The organism is Chitinophaga sp. 10T418 (assembly GCF_056394125.1).
Genome location: NZ_JBFTHG010000010.1, coordinates 243,173 through 265,234, shown reverse-complemented (window position 1 = coordinate 265,234; position 22,062 = coordinate 243,173). Strand labels below are relative to the sequence as shown.

Sequence of the window (22,062 nt, the reverse complement as noted above, 5' to 3'; positions counted from 1 at the left end):
AACTGCTTTTTAACGGATCAGGTTAATAACTCCTTTCTTTTCTGTTTTACTTCCATCCATGAGGGTAAGATGACATACATAGATGTATACGCCGGAAGGCAATGCTTTTCCTTTGTAGTTGCCATCCCATCCTGTTGTCTGGGTATTGGATTCGAATACTTTTTCGCCCCACTGATCAAAAATGGTGAGGTGCAGTTGTTTGATGATATAACCATATACCAGCAATACATCATTTTTACCATCGTTGTTTGGAGTGAATGTATTCGGGATGTAAATACCGTCCGGTAAGGTTTTGCCTTCAGCAGGCAGCGATGTTTTGTCTTCGCAACCTTTGGCACGTACGATCAGTTTCACGGTTTGCACCGGTTGTAAGCCTGTGATAATATGTACCAGTCCTTCTCTGCCGGAAGATGGCAATGTCCACGTAGTACCACCATCTACAGATACTTCATATCCCGTAGCATTGGCGATGGCCTTCCATTTGAAGCGGATCATATTCACGCCTACACTATCTACCGTTACCACTGGTGTGGTCAGTACAGGCAGTACATATACAATCGCCTTGGCGCGTGACAGGCCGGGGCATCCATGTGTAAGTGTTTCGAGATAATAAGTGCCATCGGCAGCGATGTTGTTGATCGTGTAGTCGTTGCCGGTATGCAGGAGGTTACCGCCTACTGGTGCGTCATACCAGTTGTATAATACACCTGGTTCAGGATTTTTAGCAGAGAGCGTCACATCAGATCCGTTGCACACGGTGAAAGAGTCTTTCACGATCTGTGCCACAGCAGGTGCATATACTTCCACTTCTTTGGTCGTATCACCCACACAACCTTCTGCTGCCACGATGCTTAATTTCACCTGTTTGATACCCGGGTATTTGAAATACTTGGTGGTATCTTTTGCGGACGAGCCTGTAGAGTCAGCGAAATTCCATTTCCAGCTGCTGATACCTACGCCATTGCTGGTAGTAGCAGTGCCTTTGAACAATGCAGCATCATTCACACAGCCGGTATAATCAACGGTGAAGTTCACCACCGGCGCCGGGATTACCTTTATTTCCAGGATGCTTTCAAAACTGTTGCTGCAGCTTTCTATATCAGGATGTGTGAGCAGGATAGGTACATAATAGATACCTGGTTTGCTGAACACATAATCGTTTGGTAATACGAAGCGGTAATACTTACGGTCGTTGCGGATCACAGAATCCAGCGGTACCGGGTTGGTTTGCAGGATATCTGCTTTAGGTGCAAGGTTTGCTACCTGGCTGAATTTCCAGGTGATAGCTGTTGGCTTCACCGGTATCAGCATAGAGAACCGGAACGGTGTATTAGCGCAGGTATAGGTGTTGTTCTGTCCTGTATTATTCAACACGTTGTTGAATGCCGGCAGGATATTCAGATTTTTCACCAGGGTACCTGCATTGTAACCATAGCTTTCCACGCTACCCAAACCATAGGTTACCGCAGTAAAGGCGGAGTCGCTGGTAACAGTACACTGTGCAGGCGCCGCTGCCCAACGTTTCACCACTACCGTGTAACCACTGGCGTTAGGATGGGGATAAGTATGGTCGAAGGTATTACTACCATCGATCAGCAGGGAGGACAAACCTCCTGTTGGTATAATGAGGGTCAGATAGTTGATGTTGATAGATTCCCGTGTATTACGGTACAGACCTACTCTTTTTATACCCTGTTCTACAGGACTGATGTAAATCATTTCCGGGTCACCATCGCCGTTTGTATTGGCGCAGCTACCGCTGGATGCCATGTACTGGGCTACCATGATAGGCTGGTCTGCCTCAATTTTATCAGCCGTATTACTTTCAAACTGATAGAACCGGTTATTGACTATACCTGTTAACTTGAAGCCATTTACTTTTACCACAGTGGCAGGATCTTTCACCAGCACACGGTAGATATTCGTCATCAGTGAGCTCGCAGCCGAACTGTTAGAAGTAGGTGCTGTGAGATATTTTTTACCCCATGCCTGTGACGGGAAGTTTTGTTGAATCAGGTTATCGCCAGAACTGCCGACATCTCCACCACAACCGATGCCTGTACGGCTACTGCCGGAGAACACCGCCATCGGATAACATTTTCCATCTTCGTTGATGATGGATCTCACATGGCTGCCGGATAAATCATATCCTTCGCTGCCACCACCCGGCATCATAGCGCCAAGTACCTGGTATACTTCTCCTTTATTCAGTGTAACCGTAAACGTTGTATTTGCCGGTTTACCGCCAAGGGTTGGTACAGAAGGGGTGATTTCTACTTTGGTATTATCATAGTCGGCTATTACATAGAACCAGGAATAAGTATCGGTGCTGTAATTCTGTCTGGATGACAGCGTAGCATATTCATAGCCATAAGTACCTACCGGCAGTAGCATGGTAGCACCGGAAGAGGCACTGCCATAAATATGTGCGTAGGCAACAATGGGCACATCACTTTCTATGCTGATGCCTTTATCAGATAATCCTTCTTCTATAAGACGGGCATCATTCAGTCCGCTCTTTGGTATTATTTCGGTAGTGATGGTTTTATTGGCAGGAATGTGATATACACGTTCCCAGCTGGTACCATTAATACGTACTGTTACGTTGGAAGAATCCTGCGCATTCAGGTACAATACCATGTTCTGCGAGTTGTTACCCGGGAAGAACTGGTGGTGACCATAACCCACCCAGAAGCGGGTACCCCTGTTGGAGCTGTCTGATGGCTGCAGTAATTGTGTATTGGTACCGCCACCATTCAGACCGGTGAATTTATCCAGGAAGTGCAGTGAGCTATCCCTGATCACATTCGGGATATCATACACGTGGCTGAGTGAATCTACAATCCATGCATTGGCAGCATCTGTACGCGCCAGGCGGATGTCTTTCTGACGTTTGATGAAGCCCTGCCATGGATCCAGGTAGAACTGATCGATGTTAAAATTATAGGTGCCATTTGCAGGCGTAACATCTACATCTGTATAAAAATACATATAGGCGGTACCGGTAGCCAGGTTAGGTGGCTTAATACCGGAGTAGCGTCTTACAGCTATATTAGTGGGTATAGCGGTACCAGGGTTCCAGGTAATTTTGGTAACCGTATCAGTGCCAAACATAAATGTTTGGGTAACGCCAGGTGCTGCTACAGCAGGGAATGCAGGCAGTACCGGTGGCACAGACGTAGGCAGGAATTCGTAGGCACCCATATCCGGTACTCCTTCAGTGAGTCTAACCGGTCTGGCCGCGCCGTTGATATCCTTATCATTGCCTTCTATCTGCACACCACGACCATGGATCGCCCAAACTTCCGGATTAGCGATAGCAGGTTGCAGGGTGGTGTCATTGGTAAAGGCTGGTTTGTATACAATGGAGTTTATATCCAGTGTGTCCGCGGCAATGTAATCATGCAGCGTAGCATAGGAACCTGCTGGTGTTAATTGTTTCACCAGTACAGTACCTTTTGTATACAGGGTATTGTAATCGCTTTTCAGGTAAAGCGGATCTGCCACGTACATGGCCACGCCACTGGTATCTGATGCGAAAATGTTGTTTTTGATTTTAATATTTCCGTAGTAAGAAGCAGTGTGCCGGAAGTAAGCGGCATAGTTATCACCGGTGGTGACAGAGCTGTTCAGCACGGAGTTGTTATAGTAGTTAAGATTAAGACTGCTTTCACTGTAAATACCATAAGCAGCACTGCCAGTGGCTTGTACGCTGATTACGTTGTTGGAAATAGTGGCCGCATCGGTCTGGTAAAGCTCGAGCGCACGTATTTCTCCGGTGAGATTTTTTCTGGCTACAATGGTGTTGCCGGATACGATACCTTTTACACCGGCATTTGCCTCTGCATAATAGAGATATATGCCGTGTACATCATCGGAGGTATTGGTAGCGTGAACGTTGTTACGTGCAATCGAGTAGCCGTTAGTGTTATCGGTATAAATACCATAAGCATCAGCGGCCACATTGCCACTCAGGTTCACACGGTTGCGGAGTATCATCACGCTGTCTGTGTAGGTAGCATAGATACCTTTTGCATACGGTGTTTCCACAATATTGCTATCCAGTACCAGTCCTGGTGTAACCGCACTATAAGTACCATTCCAGTAAATACCATTTGATCCATTGGTGATGGTGTTACCAGTGATCACGTTGCCGGTACCTATACAGGCATCGCCATAAATACCACTCACGGAAGAGCCGGTGCTGGTAGTAGCTGGCAATGGAATAGTACATGCAGCAATGCTGTCGTAAGAAGATCCTTTGGCATATACCACGCCTCTTGCATTGGTGGTACCCGCTGGTTTAATAGTGATCGCTTTCCAGGTAACATAATCTACGCTGTCCAGCTTCAATACATAGTTTAAAGCGGAAGTACCGGTGTAGGTCAGCGTAACCGCTGCAGCACTGTTTGTTTCGCTGCGGAAGGTAACCCTGTTTACATCAGATGCGCCAGGTATATGATGCATGGTGATCTGCTCAGTATAGCTACCTGCTTTGGCGAGGAAGGTAACGGGACCGGCTATACCGCATTCCAGTTTGGAAACAGCGCTGCTGAATGACTGGAAGTTGGTAAGGCTGCTGGGCAGTGCCGGGTTAATGGTATAAGTACCTGCCAGCAGAGGCGGGTTCAGGTTAGCCATTACCGTAGTAGAATAAGCACTGTCTGTGCCGCCACACACCACTAAGCAACGATAGTAATTTTCGATGCTGATGGTAGTATTAAATGCACTCACAAACTGGGTATCACTGGCATTTACCCAAGGGCCGCTGGCCGATTTGGAACGTTGCCACTGATAGGTTTGTGTACCACCGGTGCTGTTGCCGGTGAGGTCCAGTTTAATGTCGGTACCCATACATACCGGTGTAAGCGGGAATACGTTGGATGTACCTGGTACTACCGGTTTACTACAGTTGGGAACACTTACTTCATAAGCGCCCATATCTGGTTTGGTGGTACTTCTGGTAACGCCCAGGATATCGTTGGTGATACCTACTGCTTTACCGGTATTATCCAACGGTGAAATAACAGGGGCAAAGTTGCCGGCTACCGGATCTGCAAATACCGGTGAAATGAACAGCGAGTTGCTATCCAGTTTGGTAGCTGTTGTCCATGCCGCCAGGGTAGTGGAGTTGCCACCCACAAAGGCGGTATTGAAGCTGCTCTTTACATAGAGGTCATTGTAATTGGAAGCGAGTACGGTACCGTTACCAATTGTTATACCTGTTCTGCTTCCTCTGCCTGCTCTGCTGATATCAAGAATATTATCAAAGAACTGAATACCGCTGGCGCTACCTGACTGATAGAAGCCGGTAGTACTGCTGTTGGAAGTATTCTTTGCATCGTTCAGCACGATGGTGTTGTGGTAATAATAAACATAATCAGCGCTATAGTTGGAGAATCCATACTGTGTGCTCTCATTACGGAGATCGTATATTACGTTGTTGAATACCCTGGCTGGATTAGTGGCCGTAGCATCTGCATAAGACATTTCTATGCCATAAAGAGAAGAGGAGGTAGTTAGCATGCCGCCTGCCAGGTTGTGGACACGGTTATTGCTGACTACTACGTCCGCTGCTTTGTTTTCCACGCTGATGCCGTAGATGGACCAGCTGCCATTTGTGCGGGCAGGTCTTGAAACATCATTATGATCTATTTTGGTATTGGTAACATAGCTTATATTAATACCGGTTTCATAATAATCTTTTACGGTATTGTTACTGATGATATTACCGGTAGCAGATCCATTGGTCTGACTGTAGATGATCACCCCGTAGTAGCCACCGGTGATGGTGTTTTTGGAGATGATATTGCCGTCACAATTATTGGTGGTACCCGTGGTTGCACTGGATTCACTGCCGTTAATCACGATGCCGGCATAGTCGGAATAAGTGGCTTCGGTGTCAGCAATAATGTTACAGCGGGTAATGGTATTACTATCTGCATTGTTGAGCATTTGTACGCCATAGCCATAGTCGTCGCTGGTGGCATCTATGGTAAGACTATCAAAAGTGATATGATCTGCACCGCGCAGTTTGATCACTGCTCTTTCATTGTTGTCGGTAGGTGCAAACTTTATCTTGTTACCGTTACCGTTAAAGGTAATGGTGTTGATAGCGGAGGTACCTGCAATGGAATCGAGTACCAGTTGCTCCAGGTAAGGACCGGAACCGGATACTACATTCAATACAATAGGACCTTGTATACCACATTCCATCGCAGCTTTGGCAGCGTTGAAGCTGATAAAGTTGGTGGCACTGGCCGGTGCGTTTTTATTAATGGTATAAGTACCTGCCGGGAAAGCCTGGGTTACCGTAAGCAGTATGGGTTGTGAGTAAGATGTATTCCCACTACATGTAACGGCTACACGATACCAGGAGGTGATTACCGAAGTAATGACGGTGTCCGGGTTGGTCAGTATGCCACCTATGTTGGTGTAGGTACCGTTAGCGGTAGCAGACTTTTGCCACTGGTAGGTTTGTCCCAGTCCAATGGAGTTATCTGTTAATGTTAATGATACCTTCCTGTTTACGCAAATCACTGCAGGACTTACCTGCGCGTTACCTGCCAGTGGTGGCGAAGTACAGGGGCCGGGTGTAAATTCGTAGGCGCCTATATCAGGTGTGGTGGTACTTCTGACAGCGTTGTTAATATCCACCGTAATATTTACCGGAACTCCCCTGTTATCGATGGAGGCGTTTGCCGGCTGATAGTTTCCGCTGGCAACACCTACGAACAAAGGATTGGAGCTGACAGAACTACTATCCTGATGGGATGCGGTTTGCCAGTCGAGCAGACTGCTGTTGTTAGCGCCATAGTAACCAATGTTATTGGTTCCGCCGGTAGCAGCGAGATAGTAGTCATTCCTGTTGGCATGAATAGTACCACTGGTAGAAGAGAAGTAAATACAATATTTATTGCCGCCGCCGCTGCGTGTTACGGAAATAATATTATTGAGGAATTCCACCCCGTCTGCCTGGGAAGTCTGATAAAATCCACGGGTAGTATAAGTAGCGCTGGTAGTGGAAGCTCCGTCCAGCGCAATAGTATTATGATAGTACCAAACGTTATCCGAGCTTGAATTGTAGAGGCCATAAACATCTCCCTTACCTGTAAAATTATAAAGGAGGTTATTGCTCACCACATTTTCCAGTTGTGACAATGCATCCGTGCTGCTGAAGTAAATACCGTAGGCAGCATTGGTATTATTCGGTGCACCGCCAAAAGGATTGCGGATAGTGTTGCGGGTGACGTTTGCTTTTGTACTGAGATTGGTAAAGTAAATACCATAGAAGGTGCTGACGTTGCTACGTGTGGGCCTGCTGATGATATTGTTTTCTATCAGGGTATTGAAAGAACCGGTTACATAGATACCATAACTGTAGAAGTTACTGATCTTGTTATTGGTTACTTTATTATTACCATTGGCAAAAGTATTGCTGCCGGTTAATGCGATTCCATAATAACCACCATTGATGGTATTATCAGAAAAGATGTTAAAATCACATTTTGCTTCACCGGTAGAAGTAGCCGAAGTGGCACTGCTGCTGATCACTATACCTGCATTGCTGCTGGAAGTATTGGTGGTGTCCAGGATAAATGTACAGTTACGGATCGCATTATAATCTGCATCATTGGTCAGGTGTACGCCCCAACCATTGTTGGTAACAGGGTTTTTAATGACCAGGTTATTAAACGTAAAATAGTCCGCATCAGACAGTTTGATCACTGCCGGAGAAGACGACGTTCCTGCATAGGTGAGCGTATCTCCGTTACCGTTAAACGTAATGGTATTGGTGGCAGAGGCGCCTGGTACAGGGGTGATCACCAGTTGCTCATTATAGGCAGTACCACCGGGTGCCACATTGAATATAACAGGACCATTGATACCGCATTTGATCCAGTTGTATGCATCATTAAAAGAGGCAAAGTTGGTACCACCGGTAGGCAATGCCTTGTTGATGGTAAAGGTACCTGATATGGCAGGTGGTGAGGTAACGGTAACGCTGTTGGAAGTAGCTGTGAGATTAGTCGTCACACAGGTTACTTTACAACGGTAGTACCTGGTGGCAGGTTGAGTAGTCACCAGTCTGTTGGTAGTATCATTAACGATATTGGACCAATTCGTATTGTCGGCAGATGACTGCCACTGGTATTTAAGACCAGATGCAATGGTAGCGCCGGTGAGGGAAACAGTTACCTGGCCATTCATACAAACGGTAGCCGGATTGGCAGTAGCGGTTCCTGCTGAAGGTGTTCCTGTACAGGCTACTGCGGGCGTCCAGGAAAATATAACGTCGGGGCGGGTTGTCATGGTACCAGAGTTACTGGTAGAGGTGGTACCGCATAAGTAGTTCATACCGTCTGTACGGTAAGTATGTGAACCATTAAAGGGAAGTCCTGTTGTCCAGGGAACTTCGGGGTTATGGGTGTAGGTAAGGCGCGTATCTGAATCAGGTGCGCCATTACAGATTTCTATCACAATGTTATCTGAACCATTCCAGAAAAAACCTGAAATGAAGTTGAGCGTATTGGTACCTGCCACAGGCAGGTAGTTAACAGGACCAAACACCTGGTTGCTGATCGTGATCCAGGTGGCATCGCTGAGGGTGGTATCTGTAGTAGTACCAATTTTAATGGTGTATTGCTCAATGGTATCTGTTGCATTGAGGTTGAGCACCTTGTATTTAAGGCCGTTGATAACGCCGGCATTCATTCCTGCTGCATGGAGTTCTGAAGCGCGATACAGGTACTGTGTCCTGGTACCTTCGTAGTAATCCTGCAGGGGACAAGGATAGCCCAAATCTGTATTACCGGAAGTACCGTGACCAATACTGATATCTGTTTGTGCTGATAGCCGGCAAGCCAGCATCAGCAGTACTCCTACAAGTAATGTTGTTTTATATAGATAATGAACAGTACAATTTCTCATATGAGGTATTTAAATTTGGTTGATGCGATTAAAAGCTTTGCCAGGTGATCCAGGATTTTCCATCCCTGGCGCTTACCATGGCATAGGTAAGTGGGCGGAGTTGTACGAGGTAATACCCCATTGGGTCCGCCATCAGTGATCTTGTTTTTTCTACCGGGGCTTTGTTGGCAGGCATGCTACCGGAAAAACCGATATCGTTAAAAATGATCCTGCCATCGGAGGTGTAGGTAGGTGCGCTGTAACCGGGGCCATAAGCGATCGTGTTTCCGTCATCTCCCCTCAATACAAAACCCAGCAAATCCAGGTCTGTACCCGGACCATTTATCTGCGGATAGTAGGTGAGAAAAGCATAGCCGGGTAATGAATTAAGATGGAACGCATTATCCTGACCGTTTACATGAAAGCCGCCGTCAGTGGCCCAGTACTTTTCGTTTTCCGCGGCATACTGGTACCATCTTTTCGGGGCAGCATAATCAATTGCTACCGGTGTAGCCGTTTCCGTGATACTGGCTGTTTTGCCGCCGACGGTAAAGTTGATGGCACCATTTTCCCATTTTACCTGGTCAAAACTGCTGATAGTAATGCCGTTGTCGTTAAAAGCCGGTGATAATGAAATACCGGTAGACGTATAGGTATAACCGGTAGTCTTCGTTTTTACCTTCCCATCGGCTATCCAGGTAAAAGTTATTTGATGCAGGAAGTTATCAATGCTGATGTCATAGCGACTGCTGCCTACTGTCAGCCGGTGGAAGTAGGTGAGTATCGCTCCGATGCTATCGATAGAGCGGTTGATTTGCTGCTGGAAATAAGCTGTTTTTTCCTGCTGGGTAGCCTTTATCAAAACGGCTTTACTCTTGTTGAAACGACCGGTGAGCCAAACAGAATCACCAGCAGCGTCATTGATGGCAAATTCGAAGTCTGATCCCAGTCCCTGACCATACTGTCCGCCATTATGACTGGCATCCGGATCGCATAGTACATGGAGATAAGAATAAGTGTCGAACAGGAGACAGGGTTGCTGCAATGCTTTCAGGCGCCAGCTGCTTTCTTTTACAGCATTGGTGCTGGCTGCCGTGAAATCAGAAAACATCTGTACCCGGTTGGCATCAGAGAAACTGAAATAGAAGCCGTATACGCTGCCGGGTACACCAGCCGGATATACCAGCGCTCTCCAGCCATACGGCGCGCTGGTGAGTACCTGCTGATAATGTGACAACGCTTCATTGATACGTTCATCGGGTGACTTATCAAAAACGGGATCCGTTTCCTTTTTACAGGCAAACATCCCGGTCATGATGAATAATAAACAGATCAGATTATTTTTCATACTATTATTTTTACGCCTTGCGAAACCTTGCATTTAATAGAGTAACTGATTAATTTCTTTCCTGGTGCGTGTCTGCAGACTATAGAAATTGATATTCCATACTGTTAAAAAATAGCTGACCACCATGGCTTCTTTCTGGCGTAAGCGGGATTGTGCCACTGCTTTTGTCACCCCATTGATACTGGTTCCTTCCGGAATGCTGTTGACGATCGCATCAAATCCTGTCTTACCTTCTACCAGCATGGTAGATACCATTTCCACAAAGTCTTCATCAAAAGCAGACATGGCATAGGGGGTTACGAAACCATCCTGGCGTGCTTCCATATCGGAAATGTTGTTCCAGTTGCCGGTGTAAAAACCTGCGCAGATCCGCTTGAATGCTACCGGGTACATCACTGTCTGATGCAGGATATGTCCGAACTCATGTTCTATTACATGAAACATCTGTTTCACATTAGCAGAGTCGGAGAGTTTGTAGCCGTCCATAGATTTTGTTAAGAAATCATTTACCAGGTACAACACTACTTTGCGGCCACCTTCTGCGGTGCCAAGGGTAATGGTGCCGTTTTCATTCCAGCTGGCGCTACCGGAAAGAATGAAGTACTTGGGGCAGTATTTCTTAAAGAAGAGGTTGCCGGCTTCGGCGATATAAGTATTCATCCATACTTTCCTGATGGCCGACATCACGGGGATTATTTTTTCTTCTTTAGGAGGTACGAGTGTTTTGTTCAATTCAAATTCGAATTGATCCCATTTGTATTTTACTGCAATGTTAAAAGGCACGGTAAGCGTGTCGTGCAGCCATTTGTCCAATGGAGAAGCTGCCCAGGTGTCTCCGCCCAGGCCGGGTATATCTTCTACATTGCCCAGGTCTTCTTTCTTGCTGCAAGCCATCAGCAAGCATAAGGGAATGATGAGTAAGAATGCTTTCATTTGAATAGGTATTTATGTTGATACGATCGCTGTATTGTTATCTTGGATTTAATGATAAGCCGGAGGTAGTAGCAGATGCCGGTATCTGGAACAGGCGGCGTTTATCATCTGCTTTCAGCTCCAGTGTTTGCCCTTCCCGGGTGCTATGTACAACTGGTATTTTGTATCGTTGCAAATCAAACCAGCGTTGACCTTCCTGTAAATACTCTGCCCGTTTAAAATCAAGAATGGTGCGAATGCAGGCGTTTTTGACATCGCTGATGCCGTAGAAGTTCTGCATGTCGGAGAGCGAAATATTATGCAGGGAAGGGTTGTAATTCCGGATACGTTTGCTGGCGAAGAGGTTGAGATCTTTAACTACTGCACTGGTGTTATTGAGGTAAGTATTGGCTTCCGCGCGGTTGAACAATACTTCTTCTGTGGTAAACAGTGGCACCATTACATAGGGCTGACCAATAGTGGCGTTGACGGAGTTCTTTACAAAATATTCTGTCAGCTTGGGAACAAAGTAATCCTGCGAACCATAGTAATAGATCGGATATACCCAAGTGCCGCCTGTTACATTACGGCCTATGATCTGGGCTTCATGTGCGTAATCCAGGTCATAGCGTAACCTGCCTACATTGCGTCCCCAGAGAGAAGGGGCTTCTGCAATCAGCAGGTTGGCTCTTTCGTTGGCGTTGGCATAGCGATCAAAGATTTGAGCGGGTGACATACTGCCGTACACGGTATTCCATTCGCGCATATTGTTGGCCACATCATTATTGGAAAAGGTATTGTCGGCATAGGCTACTACTTTGGCGTAATCTTTTTTGAACAGATAAAAACGGGTGGCAAATGCATAGGCAGCACTGCGGTTAAAATGAAAACGGGGAACACTATATGCATCATCGCTGATCAGCGGGAGTCCGGCCAGCAGGTCTTTCTCCACCATCTCATATACATAGGCCACGCTTTTACGGTCGTACTGTTTCATCACCACTGTTTCAGGTTCCGTTACATAAGGAATACCGGGATCATTGGCAGCAGTAGTGGCATCATAACTTTTAGCGAAAATATTGACCAGCATAAAATGTGCATAGGCTCTGGCTACCAATGCTTCGCCGCGCTGGTGTGCATACAGTGCCGGATCGGCCGCGTTGTTACATGCCTGTAACGCCTGGTTGGTAGCGGCAATGGCGGTATAGCAAGCCTTCCAGTAATCTTCCGGCGAGTCTTCATCTATTGATTGAATGTCGTTGAACAAATAGGCGTCTTCGTTAGGGCGATAGTATGCGCCGACTCCTTTGTCGCCCACATTATCCGACATGGCTTCGCACATAGTAATGTAGCTGGATTGTGGATAGGCAGTGCCCAGTAGCTTACTCACCTTGGCTGGTGAACTCAGGTCTGTCCAGGTACTGTCAGGTACCTGCTCCAGGTATTTTTTACAGCCGCCTGCCAGAAGGGTCATCAGTGCAAATGCCCCGATGAGCACTGGTTTCATTTTGCGTGTATGGGTAGATGTTATATAGTAGATTGACATAGTTCCTTTTTTAAATACCAACTTTTAATGAAAAAGTGAATTGCTTTTGAATAGGCTGCGCCACCCCACCTGCATTAAAAAATTCAGGATCTTGTCCCTGTAATTTTTTATCTGCATAAATCAGCCAGGGATTAATAGCCGCGGCACTTACCGCAATGTTGCTCAGCCCTGCACGTTTGCTTAACTCACCTGGTAACTGGTAGGTGAGAGAGACGGTTTTGAGGCGAATGAAATCGCCTTTCGCCACTCTTTCTGTGGAGAAGTTGTAATTGTTGTAAGGGTGTGCACCTCTTATCAGCAATTGTTCAAAGGCATCCAGCATAGAAGGCACGGACGTTTTGCTTTCATCTCCCGGCATTACCCAGCGGTCGTAAAACTCTTTGGGCATGGCATCGAGATCAGAGTAGGTAGTTTTGAAAGCAGGATAGAGGCGGATCTTGTTGCCAAACTGATAAGTAAAAAATATGTTCAGTGATAAAGCTTTATAGCGGAATGTATTGGAGAAGCCACCGGTAACAGGTGGATCTACCGGACCTTCATATACGAGGTGGCTGGTGTTCAATGACTGGAGATTTACATCACCACTGTTGGCGCCATCCTGATTGATGAAGGAGGGGGCGCCTGATTTGCCATCCAGACCGGTGTATTGCAGCGAAAACAGGCTATGAACGGGATAGCCTTCTGTGTTGCCGCCTTCTGCTACTACCAGGTCAAAAATGCCGGGAATATTTTTTGCGTTGGTGATTTTGTTAACACTGTAACCAAAGGTGACATTGGATTTCCAACCCCAGGTTTTACTGCGGATTACGTCTCCGCCTATCATTACTTCCAATCCTTTTGAGTCCATATCGGCATAGTTGGCCGCTTTATACATTTCGCCACCGATGCCGGAAGTTTTGATGCGGCTGATGAGGTCAAAGCTTTTGCGGGTATATGCATCCAGACTGAAGTTCAGACGTCCGTTGAAGAAACCGCCGTCCAATCCTATGTTGGTAGTATATAATTTTTCCCAGGTGAGTTCATCGTTTTGCAAGTGCGATAACCTGATCACTGATTCTACTTCTGTCTGGTGTGGCCGGTTGGTATTTACAGTTTGATAAACGATGTTGGAATTTGTTGCAGGCCCCATGCTGGCAGTGAGTCCATAGCTGACGCGCAGGGTGAGGTAATCCAGTTGTTTGATGCGGGCCGCAAAATCTTCGCGGTCTATATTCCAGGATCCGGCTATACTCCAGGTGGGCAGCCAGCGTGCTTTACGCGACTGTCCTAAACGGTTGGAGCCATCATAACGTCCGGTAGCAGTAAAGTTATATTTGTTGTTATAGGCGTAGGTACCGGTAGCATAAAAGGCGGCGAAGCGGTCGTAATCTCTGCCCATACCGAAGTAAGGGAAGTTGCTTTCAATTGTTTGTTTGAGTATACGGTAATCGGTGAAAGTGGCGCCTCCATTGTCATATTGGTAGCCATATCCGGTGTTGGACGCGTTTTGGCGGTCTGCATACTTTACCTGTTGACCTATCAGTATGTTGACGTTATGCTTTTGTGCAAAAGTGTCGGTATAGTTAAGGCCATTGCGGAAATCATAGTTCAGGAGCTGATCTTCTGTACGATTGTAGAAGCCGCCGGCGGGTAACACGATCACTGGTGGCGCATCCGGATTTTCAGGATCGCGGTAAAGGAATTTGTTTCTTTCTGCGATGGTAGCATTTCCTGCGGAGCGGTAGGCATTGGCCATGTTGGCATTTTCTGTGATCTGGTGTTCACGGGAAGACTTTACATACCTGATAGCGCCGGTGAATTCGTAACGAAGATGCTTTGTCAGCTTCCAGCCGAGATCTCCCTGTAAACGTAAATCCATCATATTCAGGTCCAGGTAATTATTTTCCAGTTCGTTAATGATGTTGAATGGTGCATAATTTCTCCGGAAGTATTCCAGCTTGCCGTCTTCATCGTAGGCGGTGAGTGTACGGCTGGTATTGAGAGAGTAGCTGAACGGATTGATATCGAAATCGCGGTCATATTGCCCTTCTACAGGGTTGCTGCTGCGGGTCAGTGCTCCGGGAGCTTTCTGCCGGCGTACGGAAGCCAGCGTAGAAAAACCAGCAGTGAGTCTGTCTGAAAATTTATAGGTATTGCGATAGTTGAGTGTATACCGGGTTACTTTATCAGCCAGTGTCCAGCCGTTATCACTGTAAAAGCTGGTAGAGAAATAAGATTGTGATTTATCGGTACCGGATGAAATGCTGAGGGAATGTTCCTGTACAAAGTTGTTGCGGAACAGCAGGCCAAACCAATCGGTGTTGGCTTTGGCGTAGCGGAGTAAAAAAGCTTTGCGGTGTTCCGGGTCGTTTTCTACGGGGAAGTTGCCGTTTTTATCTGCATCCAGTTTTTCGTACAACTTGCCGAAAACGCCGATATCACCCTGTGAAAGGATGTCGGAGTTAAGTACTCCTTTTCTTTCCAGTTCCGCCAGCACAGACATTTGCTGACCGGAGTTCATAATATTGAAATTGTTGTAGTTGGGTTTCAGTTGTGTGCTGAAGTTGCCGCTATAAGCAATAACGGGCTTGCCTGCACGCCCTTTTTTGGTAGTGATCACCACTACGCCGTTCATGGCGCGGGCGCCGTATAAGGCAGCAGCCGCGGCATCTTTGAGGATGTCGAAGCTTTCAATGTCATTGGAGTTCAGTCCTGCTACGGCGGATCCCAGCAGGGTGGTAGGGTCGCCGCTGGAAAGCTGGTCATTGGAGATATTCACCACATCTTCCAGTACAACACCATCCACTACCCACAGCGGTTTGTTATCACCGTTGATAGAGGTAGCACCGCGGATACGTACTTTAGGGGCCGTACCAAAAGTGCCGGATACATTTTGAATGGCAACGCCGGCTACTCTTCCTTCCAGCATACGGCTTACATCAGTAAGCCCGTCTATTTTTACATCTTCTCCTTTCAGCCTGGTAGCTGCGCCGGAGAATTTAGTTTTGTCGATGCTCTGAAAACCGGTCACCACGACTTCCTGCAGGCGGGTGGGTTTTTCTTTCATTACAATGGTGATGGCGCCGCTTCTGAATTGGGCTACGCTGACTTCTTCTGTTTTGTAGCCGGTGAAATTGAATACCAGGATGGCATCGTTGGCTATCTTTTTCAGTTCAAATGCGCCTTTATCGTTGGTGGTGACGCCGCGGGAGGTACCTTTAATGATGATGCTTACACCTGGCAACGGTTCTTTCTTTTCATTGGTAACAATCCCTTTTACATCGGTAACGGGAACGGTAATACGTAATAGTGTATTCGTTACAGTGAGTAGTGCCGGTTTTTTCCCGTTATCGTGTTTAATGACTACACGGTCATACATCACGCTGAAGGAAAGGGAGTAGGGGGTAAGTAATTTGTTCAGCAGATCGCCGACTTTCTCATTATGTGCATTCACACTTACTTTGTTGGCATCCAGTACTTCATTGCCTACATACACAAAAGATACTTCGGCAAGGTTACTGATCTTTTCCAATGCGTCTTTGAGGATGACATTCTTTAGTTCGATGGATATTTTTTTGTCGAGCGCATCCTGCAAACTGTTACCGGCGTGGGCCTGCGTCACTGCCAGCAGGAGCAGTAAACAATAAATAAATGATAGTTTTCTTTTGAACATAGTTATAGTTTATTTGTTTCGTTCTGGGCATAGGATCTCCGTTCCGGTTTCTGGATAAAACCGGGCAATAGAAGGCCGTCTGCATATGCAGGGTGTTTTTTAATCAGTCATATAATGGCAATACATTAGCCGGACAATAAGGATGTATGCTGTTTCATGGACGATTCAGTTTGGTTGAGTGATTGCTACGGATTATTGATTCGGTAAGTATGGGCAATAGGTGGCCGTATGATCAAATGGGTTGCATTTGATCAATTAGTTAACCAGCATGAATGTCATTCAGGCTAAAGGTCACCAGGATAGTATACCAGACTTAAATGGTTTCGTTCTTTCTTTAAATTTTGGTTCAGCTTTGTTGATAGCAGTTTATCTTCATCATCATCTTGAATATAGTTTGGTTAACGATATCGCGGTCCATCTGTTTTTATTTACAATTCCCACCAACAATGATATACCCGCTGCTGGTATTGTCTTTTTTCACGCGGGCATCTAAAGAAAAGGCAATTAATGAAAGTGCTTTTTCTAAATCGTCTACGGTGTTAAATGATCCGTAAAACCTGCACTGAGCAGACCGCTGATCGGTTACTACCGGCACATTATAGTATCTCTGCAGGTCGGCTGCTACTTTAGCTAAAGGATCTCCCTTATAGATAAATTTACCACTCATTTTTTGTGCGAAAAACCTGGCGTCATCAGTGGCATCCTGTAACTGCAGGTCGTCCGAAGCCGGATTATACACGGCGCTTTTGTTGGCGGTCAGTACCAGTGCTTCATTTTTATGTGGTTGACTTTCCTTGGTATTTACCTGTACCATTCCTGATACCACTACTACTCTGGCAATGTTTCCTTCATGTACTTCCATATTAAAAGAGGTTCCTAATACGGTAGTATTTATTAACGAAGAAGAAATAATGAAAGGATGTCGGGCATCATGGTTGATTTCAAAAAAAGCTTCTCCTTTCAATGTTACTTCGCGGTTCTTTTTATCAAATACCTCCGGAAAGGTAATACTGGAATTCTTTTCAAGATATACTACCGAGCCATCCGGCAATTTCACTGTTTGTCTTTCTGAGGTAGTGGCAAATACCTTTTGTTTTACCCGGTGTTGTAACAGCATGTACCCTGCGGCTCCCGCCAGCAGCAGTACCACGGCTGCTGCAGCGATCTTCTGTTTGTAGAGTCTGAAAATACCTTTGAAAGAACTATCCTTTATGCCTATACGTTGATGAATGTTTTTCAGCATTCTGTCAGACAGGCGTTTATCTAATATATGCTTTACCGCTATGATATCAGCTTCAAAATATTCTGCGGCTACCATTTGCAGCTCAGCAAAGTCATTGGCATCGAGGTATTCCATCATCCACTCCTGCTCTGCGGCAGTCCAGTTGTCTTTATTTAACAGTTGTTTGAGATATTCCTTTCTGTTGGGCACTAGCGTGATGGTTTAATCTAAATACGCGCAGTTGATAAAAACGGGTGGGTCCTTTTTGAACTTTTTTTGGAAAATAAAAACATTAATTTAAATATAATATGAAAACGATTGGTGATTATGAATCGTTATAATTTAAGAAGAGCAACAGCAACACAATATACTTGTGATCTCCGTTGCGTTGTATATAGTCATTGAGTTTGATCATGGCGGCTGATAAATGTTCTTTTACAGTATTCCGGGAAATATTCAGTTCGTGTGCTACTTCCTCATAGGTTTTCCCTTCCAGTTTACAGCGGGTAACAATAGTTCTTTTTTTGGGAGATAATTTTGAAATCGCCTGTTCCAGCAAATGATATTGCTCTTCGTCTATGTTCTTACGTTCAATAGCTACAGGATCATCCTCGTCCGTCTGGAAGATGTTTTTGTGAAAAGCCTGTTCCCGGAGCTTCTTCCTGACGAAGGATACGCACATATTAAAGCTGATAACAAACAACCATCCACTGACCGATTGATCTGGCCGGATATCCTGTCGTTTTTCCCATAGGCGTGCAAATACGTCCTGCAGGATATCTTCTGTTACCACTTCATCTTTCACAAACTTAAAAATATTCCGGTACACCGCCTCGTGATATTTCCAGTACAAGGTATCAAAGGCGCTTACTTCGTGGTTTTGTAACCGTACTACCAATTCAGCATCTAGTATATTCATATTTCTCCTTTTATATAAATCATATCGTGGAATACAATTTATATGGCTAGAAAAAAGCCAGGTTTCCCAAAGGCAATGGCCATCTATTCTGCTGCATAAATTAGTAACAAATATTATTATTTAATAAATAAATTCGTATTAACTATAATTATTAATTGTTATAAGCATATACAGAAGGATCAGCGTAAGTGGGAAAAGCAGCGTAGCCGCGCAATAGCATTTGTATTATTAATTATGTATATGTGTATAAGGCAGAAGAAACAGTATGAAATTTATACTTAAGCAGGAAGAAAGCGGTATCCGTTATTGAAAGAGCACAGTTTTTAAGAAGAATAATGACATATATCCATTGATGCTGTATAACAACATCAATGGATATACGTTGAAAATTTCCGCCCTTACCGTTTTAACGGTGTTTCCCTGGCCTCCGCTGTTTGTTCTGCAGCAGGTACCTCCTTCACCACCTCATAACTATCTGCACCATTCAGTCCCGTTCCCCGTGTTATCCGCAGCGTGTACTGCTGTATCGGAGTATTCCGGGCCAGCGTTACCGTTAGATAAGCGGTTTGAATGTTGGGGCCCCAGGTAACATAGCAGGTGTTGATACCATAACCTTCCAGACCGGTATTAGGTGGTGCAGAAATAATCTGTCCATCCCCGGTAACGTTCCAGGCTACATACGTGCTGCCGCTAACAGTGGGTACCAGCGAATAAATGCCGACGCTGCCGGGAGTCACAGTAGTGGGGCCTGAAATACTAACGGGTCCTGCCTGGGCAACAACTTTGCTACCGCCCAAACATAACAGCAATAGCGGGGCACAAAAAAACGTGGATACCTGAGTGAGTTTAACGCTCATTTTACAATGGCTTAAGAGTGAAATACGTGGAAAAAAAATATCGTATTAAAGTAACCAGAAAATCTTGAATATCCTAGTGAAGTATCGGGATAAGAAAATGCCCCGCTTGCCATTGGCAAACGGGGCATTTTCTTATTTATGGTTCTTTATTCGTGAAACACAGGCATAGCCGGGAAATACCATCCGTTGTAAGTCAACGTTTTTTTCAGGGTAGTAGTGGTGGCATCATAAATCAGCACCCGGTTGATACTGCCGGTGAATGATCCATTCAGCGTGGTCACTACCAGCTCATTCTTTTCCTTATTATATGCTGCTCCTGCACCATAGAAATACTGACCTGTTGGCAGGGTGATAAATGGCGTAGTTAACGAAGCAGCGTTGCCGATTACGTAGCGATATAATTGTGTTCCACCGGCAAAACCGTTGTTACGCACAATGAAAATAGCACTGTCCTGTGTAGAAGCAGTAATACCCGCATGACGCCATGCTCCCCATGGAGAAGGCACGGTAAACGGCAGTTTGATCGCAGTACGTGCGAGGGTAGACGGAACAATGCGGATCAGTGAATCTGAATTGGTTGCATATACCGCTCCATCTTTACCCGCGGCAAAAGCAAGGTTAGCAGCGCCGAACTTTTTCACTACAGCATAAGTGCTGCTATTCAGGGCTACGATACCATCTGTTTGAGATAATACAAAAACATAACTGCCAATTTTAAGCATGTCGCCGGTATAACCAGCAACCCCGCTGATTTTAGTGCCTACCGCCAGAGATGGCAGTGTAATAGGATATACGCCATCGCTGGCGCTCAGCAGTCCGTGTGTGGCATCAACACCCAGGAAGGCATGCCCATCGTTACCGGGCAAGGTAGTGATACGGCCGGTTTCTACCATGCTGCCACCATCTGTTACCACCAGCGGTCCGCCGGCTTTCACTACGATGTACAGCTTATTGTTGAAGAAGGTCGCAAACTGCAATGTGTTGGAAGGCCCTCCTAATGCACCGGTTGGGTTTTCCAGGTGATACACGTCCTGCACCAAACTGTCACCACTATACGAATAGAAGTGCAGATCGCCGGTGCCATGACCGAACCATCCTTCATTGGCAATAAAGAAACCATCTGCATATTTGCCGGTAATCAATGATGTTGTAACGCCGGTTTTGTTATTGGCGTCCAACTTTTGTAACTGTGATGACTGCAATGCATCTTCTTTTTTACAGGAAGCCACCAACAAGGCAAACGCTACCAACAAGKAGGATAATAACTGTTTTTTCATATAATAGATATTTGGATTGATGACATACTTTTCCCTGTCCGGATACCAGATCCGGAAAAAAACAAAACTCAAAAGCCGGTGAAATCACACCTGCATAATGCGCCCAGGGGTAAATAATATTTACACAATAGAATATATGCCGTTAGGCTTACATTCCTGGCCTTTCACCCGAAAGCGCTGAATGATCGATGACATCTGGCAGGTCTTCTGGCTCTCCTGCTTTTCCGGGAACCTTCCCATCTGCGGACATGCAGACAGTGGTATGGAGTATCCGGAAAATCAATTCATTCAAAAATGAATGCAGGATCACAGCTACGGGGATAGCTCCGGTATTGCACCGGATTCCCTTTTAATCCGCCCGCAGGCGGAACCAATTGTGGATGCAAACGTACGTGAAGTATTAGTAAAATCCAAAATGAAAGGAAAGTGTAATACTTCATTCTTTTTTGAGGCAATGCTTTTGGCAACTATAACTAATCAGGTATTTCATTTTTTATACTTCCTATTAGTTCGTGTTTAAATTTTTATACCACCTATATTGTCTTCCTTCATTAAAATGTATCACTGTTAGACGCAGTGGATCTGCGTTATGGTTATTTTAAATCACTAACAGGAGTGAACGGAAGAAAGTATGGATATGGCATTTTATTTTTTATGCTTTCCATAGGTTGATATTTCATTTTTTATGGTTCTATTGTTATCATCTATACCGAAAAGTATCACTGTGGGATTGATGAGTTGAAGATAGTAGCCGAAGTATTTATAACACTGCAGCCACTAATGGGAATAGTCTTAGAAATTCGAAATACGGATCTGTTAATCAGTCGTTAATCCGATTTTAAGCGAAGAACCATTTTTGCAGTTTTATATGTAATTAATATCTTCGAATCTGATCATATAATTACCAGCACACAGGCCGATTGAAAGAATGAATATATTGGGAATCTCCACTTTTTTCTTTAAGTATGTTTGAAATATTTAATGTTTTTGGCAAAAGATGAACCTTTGCATGAAGATTAATGCGTAACTTGATGGAGTATCTCTCCATTGTAAAGTGGAATGAAAACCTCATATCCACATGATATATTGGAATATAGGGTAATTTTTAAATATTGATCAGAATAGCAGTGATTAAGGCATACAAAAAATGCCCCCTAACTTAGAGCCAGGGAGCAATCATTGCGTACATGATGTTTACTTTCTCATTTTCATACCTAAAATCATTAGGATGATGTGAGTTACAAGGACTATTTGACCAATAGTCTCCAACCAATCATTCAAATTAAAGTTTTTCATGCCTCTAGTTTTAGTGTGAAAAATTCAATCCGTTACCGTTAGTCCGGTAGCGGATTTTTATTACGAGGCAATGATAAAAGTATTTTTCCTTCAATTCGTTTTCTAAAGCATCTGTTAAGCAGG

9 protein-coding genes and 1 riboswitch are annotated in these 22,062 nt (G+C 45.1%); all 9 genes read right to left on the bottom strand.

The window, feature by feature from the left end; genetic code table 11:
- Positions 1-9: 9 nt before the first annotated feature.
- The gene (locus tag AC1DCV_RS26500; RefSeq protein WP_477026004.1) at positions 10-8,931 is read right to left on the bottom strand and encodes an Ig-like domain-containing protein; all 8,922 of its coding nucleotides are present in this window, start codon (positions 8,929-8,931) and stop codon (positions 10-12) included.
- 28 nt (positions 8,932-8,959) lie between these two features.
- Positions 8,960-10,258 (bottom strand): DUF4302 domain-containing protein, encoded by a 1,299-nt coding sequence (locus AC1DCV_RS26495; protein ID WP_477026003.1) that lies wholly within the window; start codon positions 10,256-10,258, stop codon positions 8,960-8,962.
- Positions 10,259-10,291: 33 nt separating this feature from the next.
- Positions 10,292-11,191 (bottom strand): zinc-binding metallopeptidase, encoded by a 900-nt coding sequence (locus tag AC1DCV_RS26490; protein ID WP_477026002.1) that lies wholly within the window; start codon positions 11,189-11,191, stop codon positions 10,292-10,294.
- Between the two features lie 37 nt (positions 11,192-11,228).
- A complete protein-coding gene (locus AC1DCV_RS26485; RefSeq protein WP_477026001.1) occupies positions 11,229-12,716 on the bottom strand; it encodes a RagB/SusD family nutrient uptake outer membrane protein in 1,488 nt (495 codons plus the stop codon).
- 10 nt (positions 12,717-12,726) lie between these two features.
- Positions 12,727-16,368 carry a SusC/RagA family TonB-linked outer membrane protein gene (locus AC1DCV_RS26480; RefSeq protein WP_477026000.1) on the bottom strand — a complete coding sequence of 1,214 codons (3,642 nt, stop codon included), beginning with the start codon at positions 16,366-16,368 and terminating at the stop codon, positions 12,727-12,729.
- Between the two features lie 424 nt (positions 16,369-16,792).
- On the bottom strand, positions 16,793-17,800 hold the full coding sequence (locus AC1DCV_RS26475; RefSeq protein ID WP_477025999.1) for a FecR family protein: 1,008 nt from the start codon (positions 17,798-17,800) through the stop codon (positions 16,793-16,795).
- 115 nt (positions 17,801-17,915) lie between these two features.
- Positions 17,916-18,509: an RNA polymerase sigma factor gene (locus tag AC1DCV_RS26470; protein ID WP_477025998.1), complete on the bottom strand. Its 594-nt coding sequence runs from the start codon at positions 18,507-18,509 to the stop codon at positions 17,916-17,918.
- Between the two features lie 398 nt (positions 18,510-18,907).
- Positions 18,908-19,366 carry a hypothetical protein gene (locus tag AC1DCV_RS26465; protein WP_477025997.1) on the bottom strand — a complete coding sequence of 153 codons (459 nt, stop codon included), beginning with the start codon at positions 19,364-19,366 and terminating at the stop codon, positions 18,908-18,910.
- 146 nt (positions 19,367-19,512) lie between these two features.
- Entirely contained in the window at positions 19,513-20,643 is a 1,131-nt protein-coding gene (locus tag AC1DCV_RS26460; RefSeq protein WP_477025996.1) for a DUF5074 domain-containing protein, read from the bottom strand.
- Between the two features lie 180 nt (positions 20,644-20,823).
- Positions 20,824-21,033: riboswitch (cobalamin riboswitch) on the bottom strand.
- Positions 21,034-22,062: the final 1,029 nt, after the last annotated feature.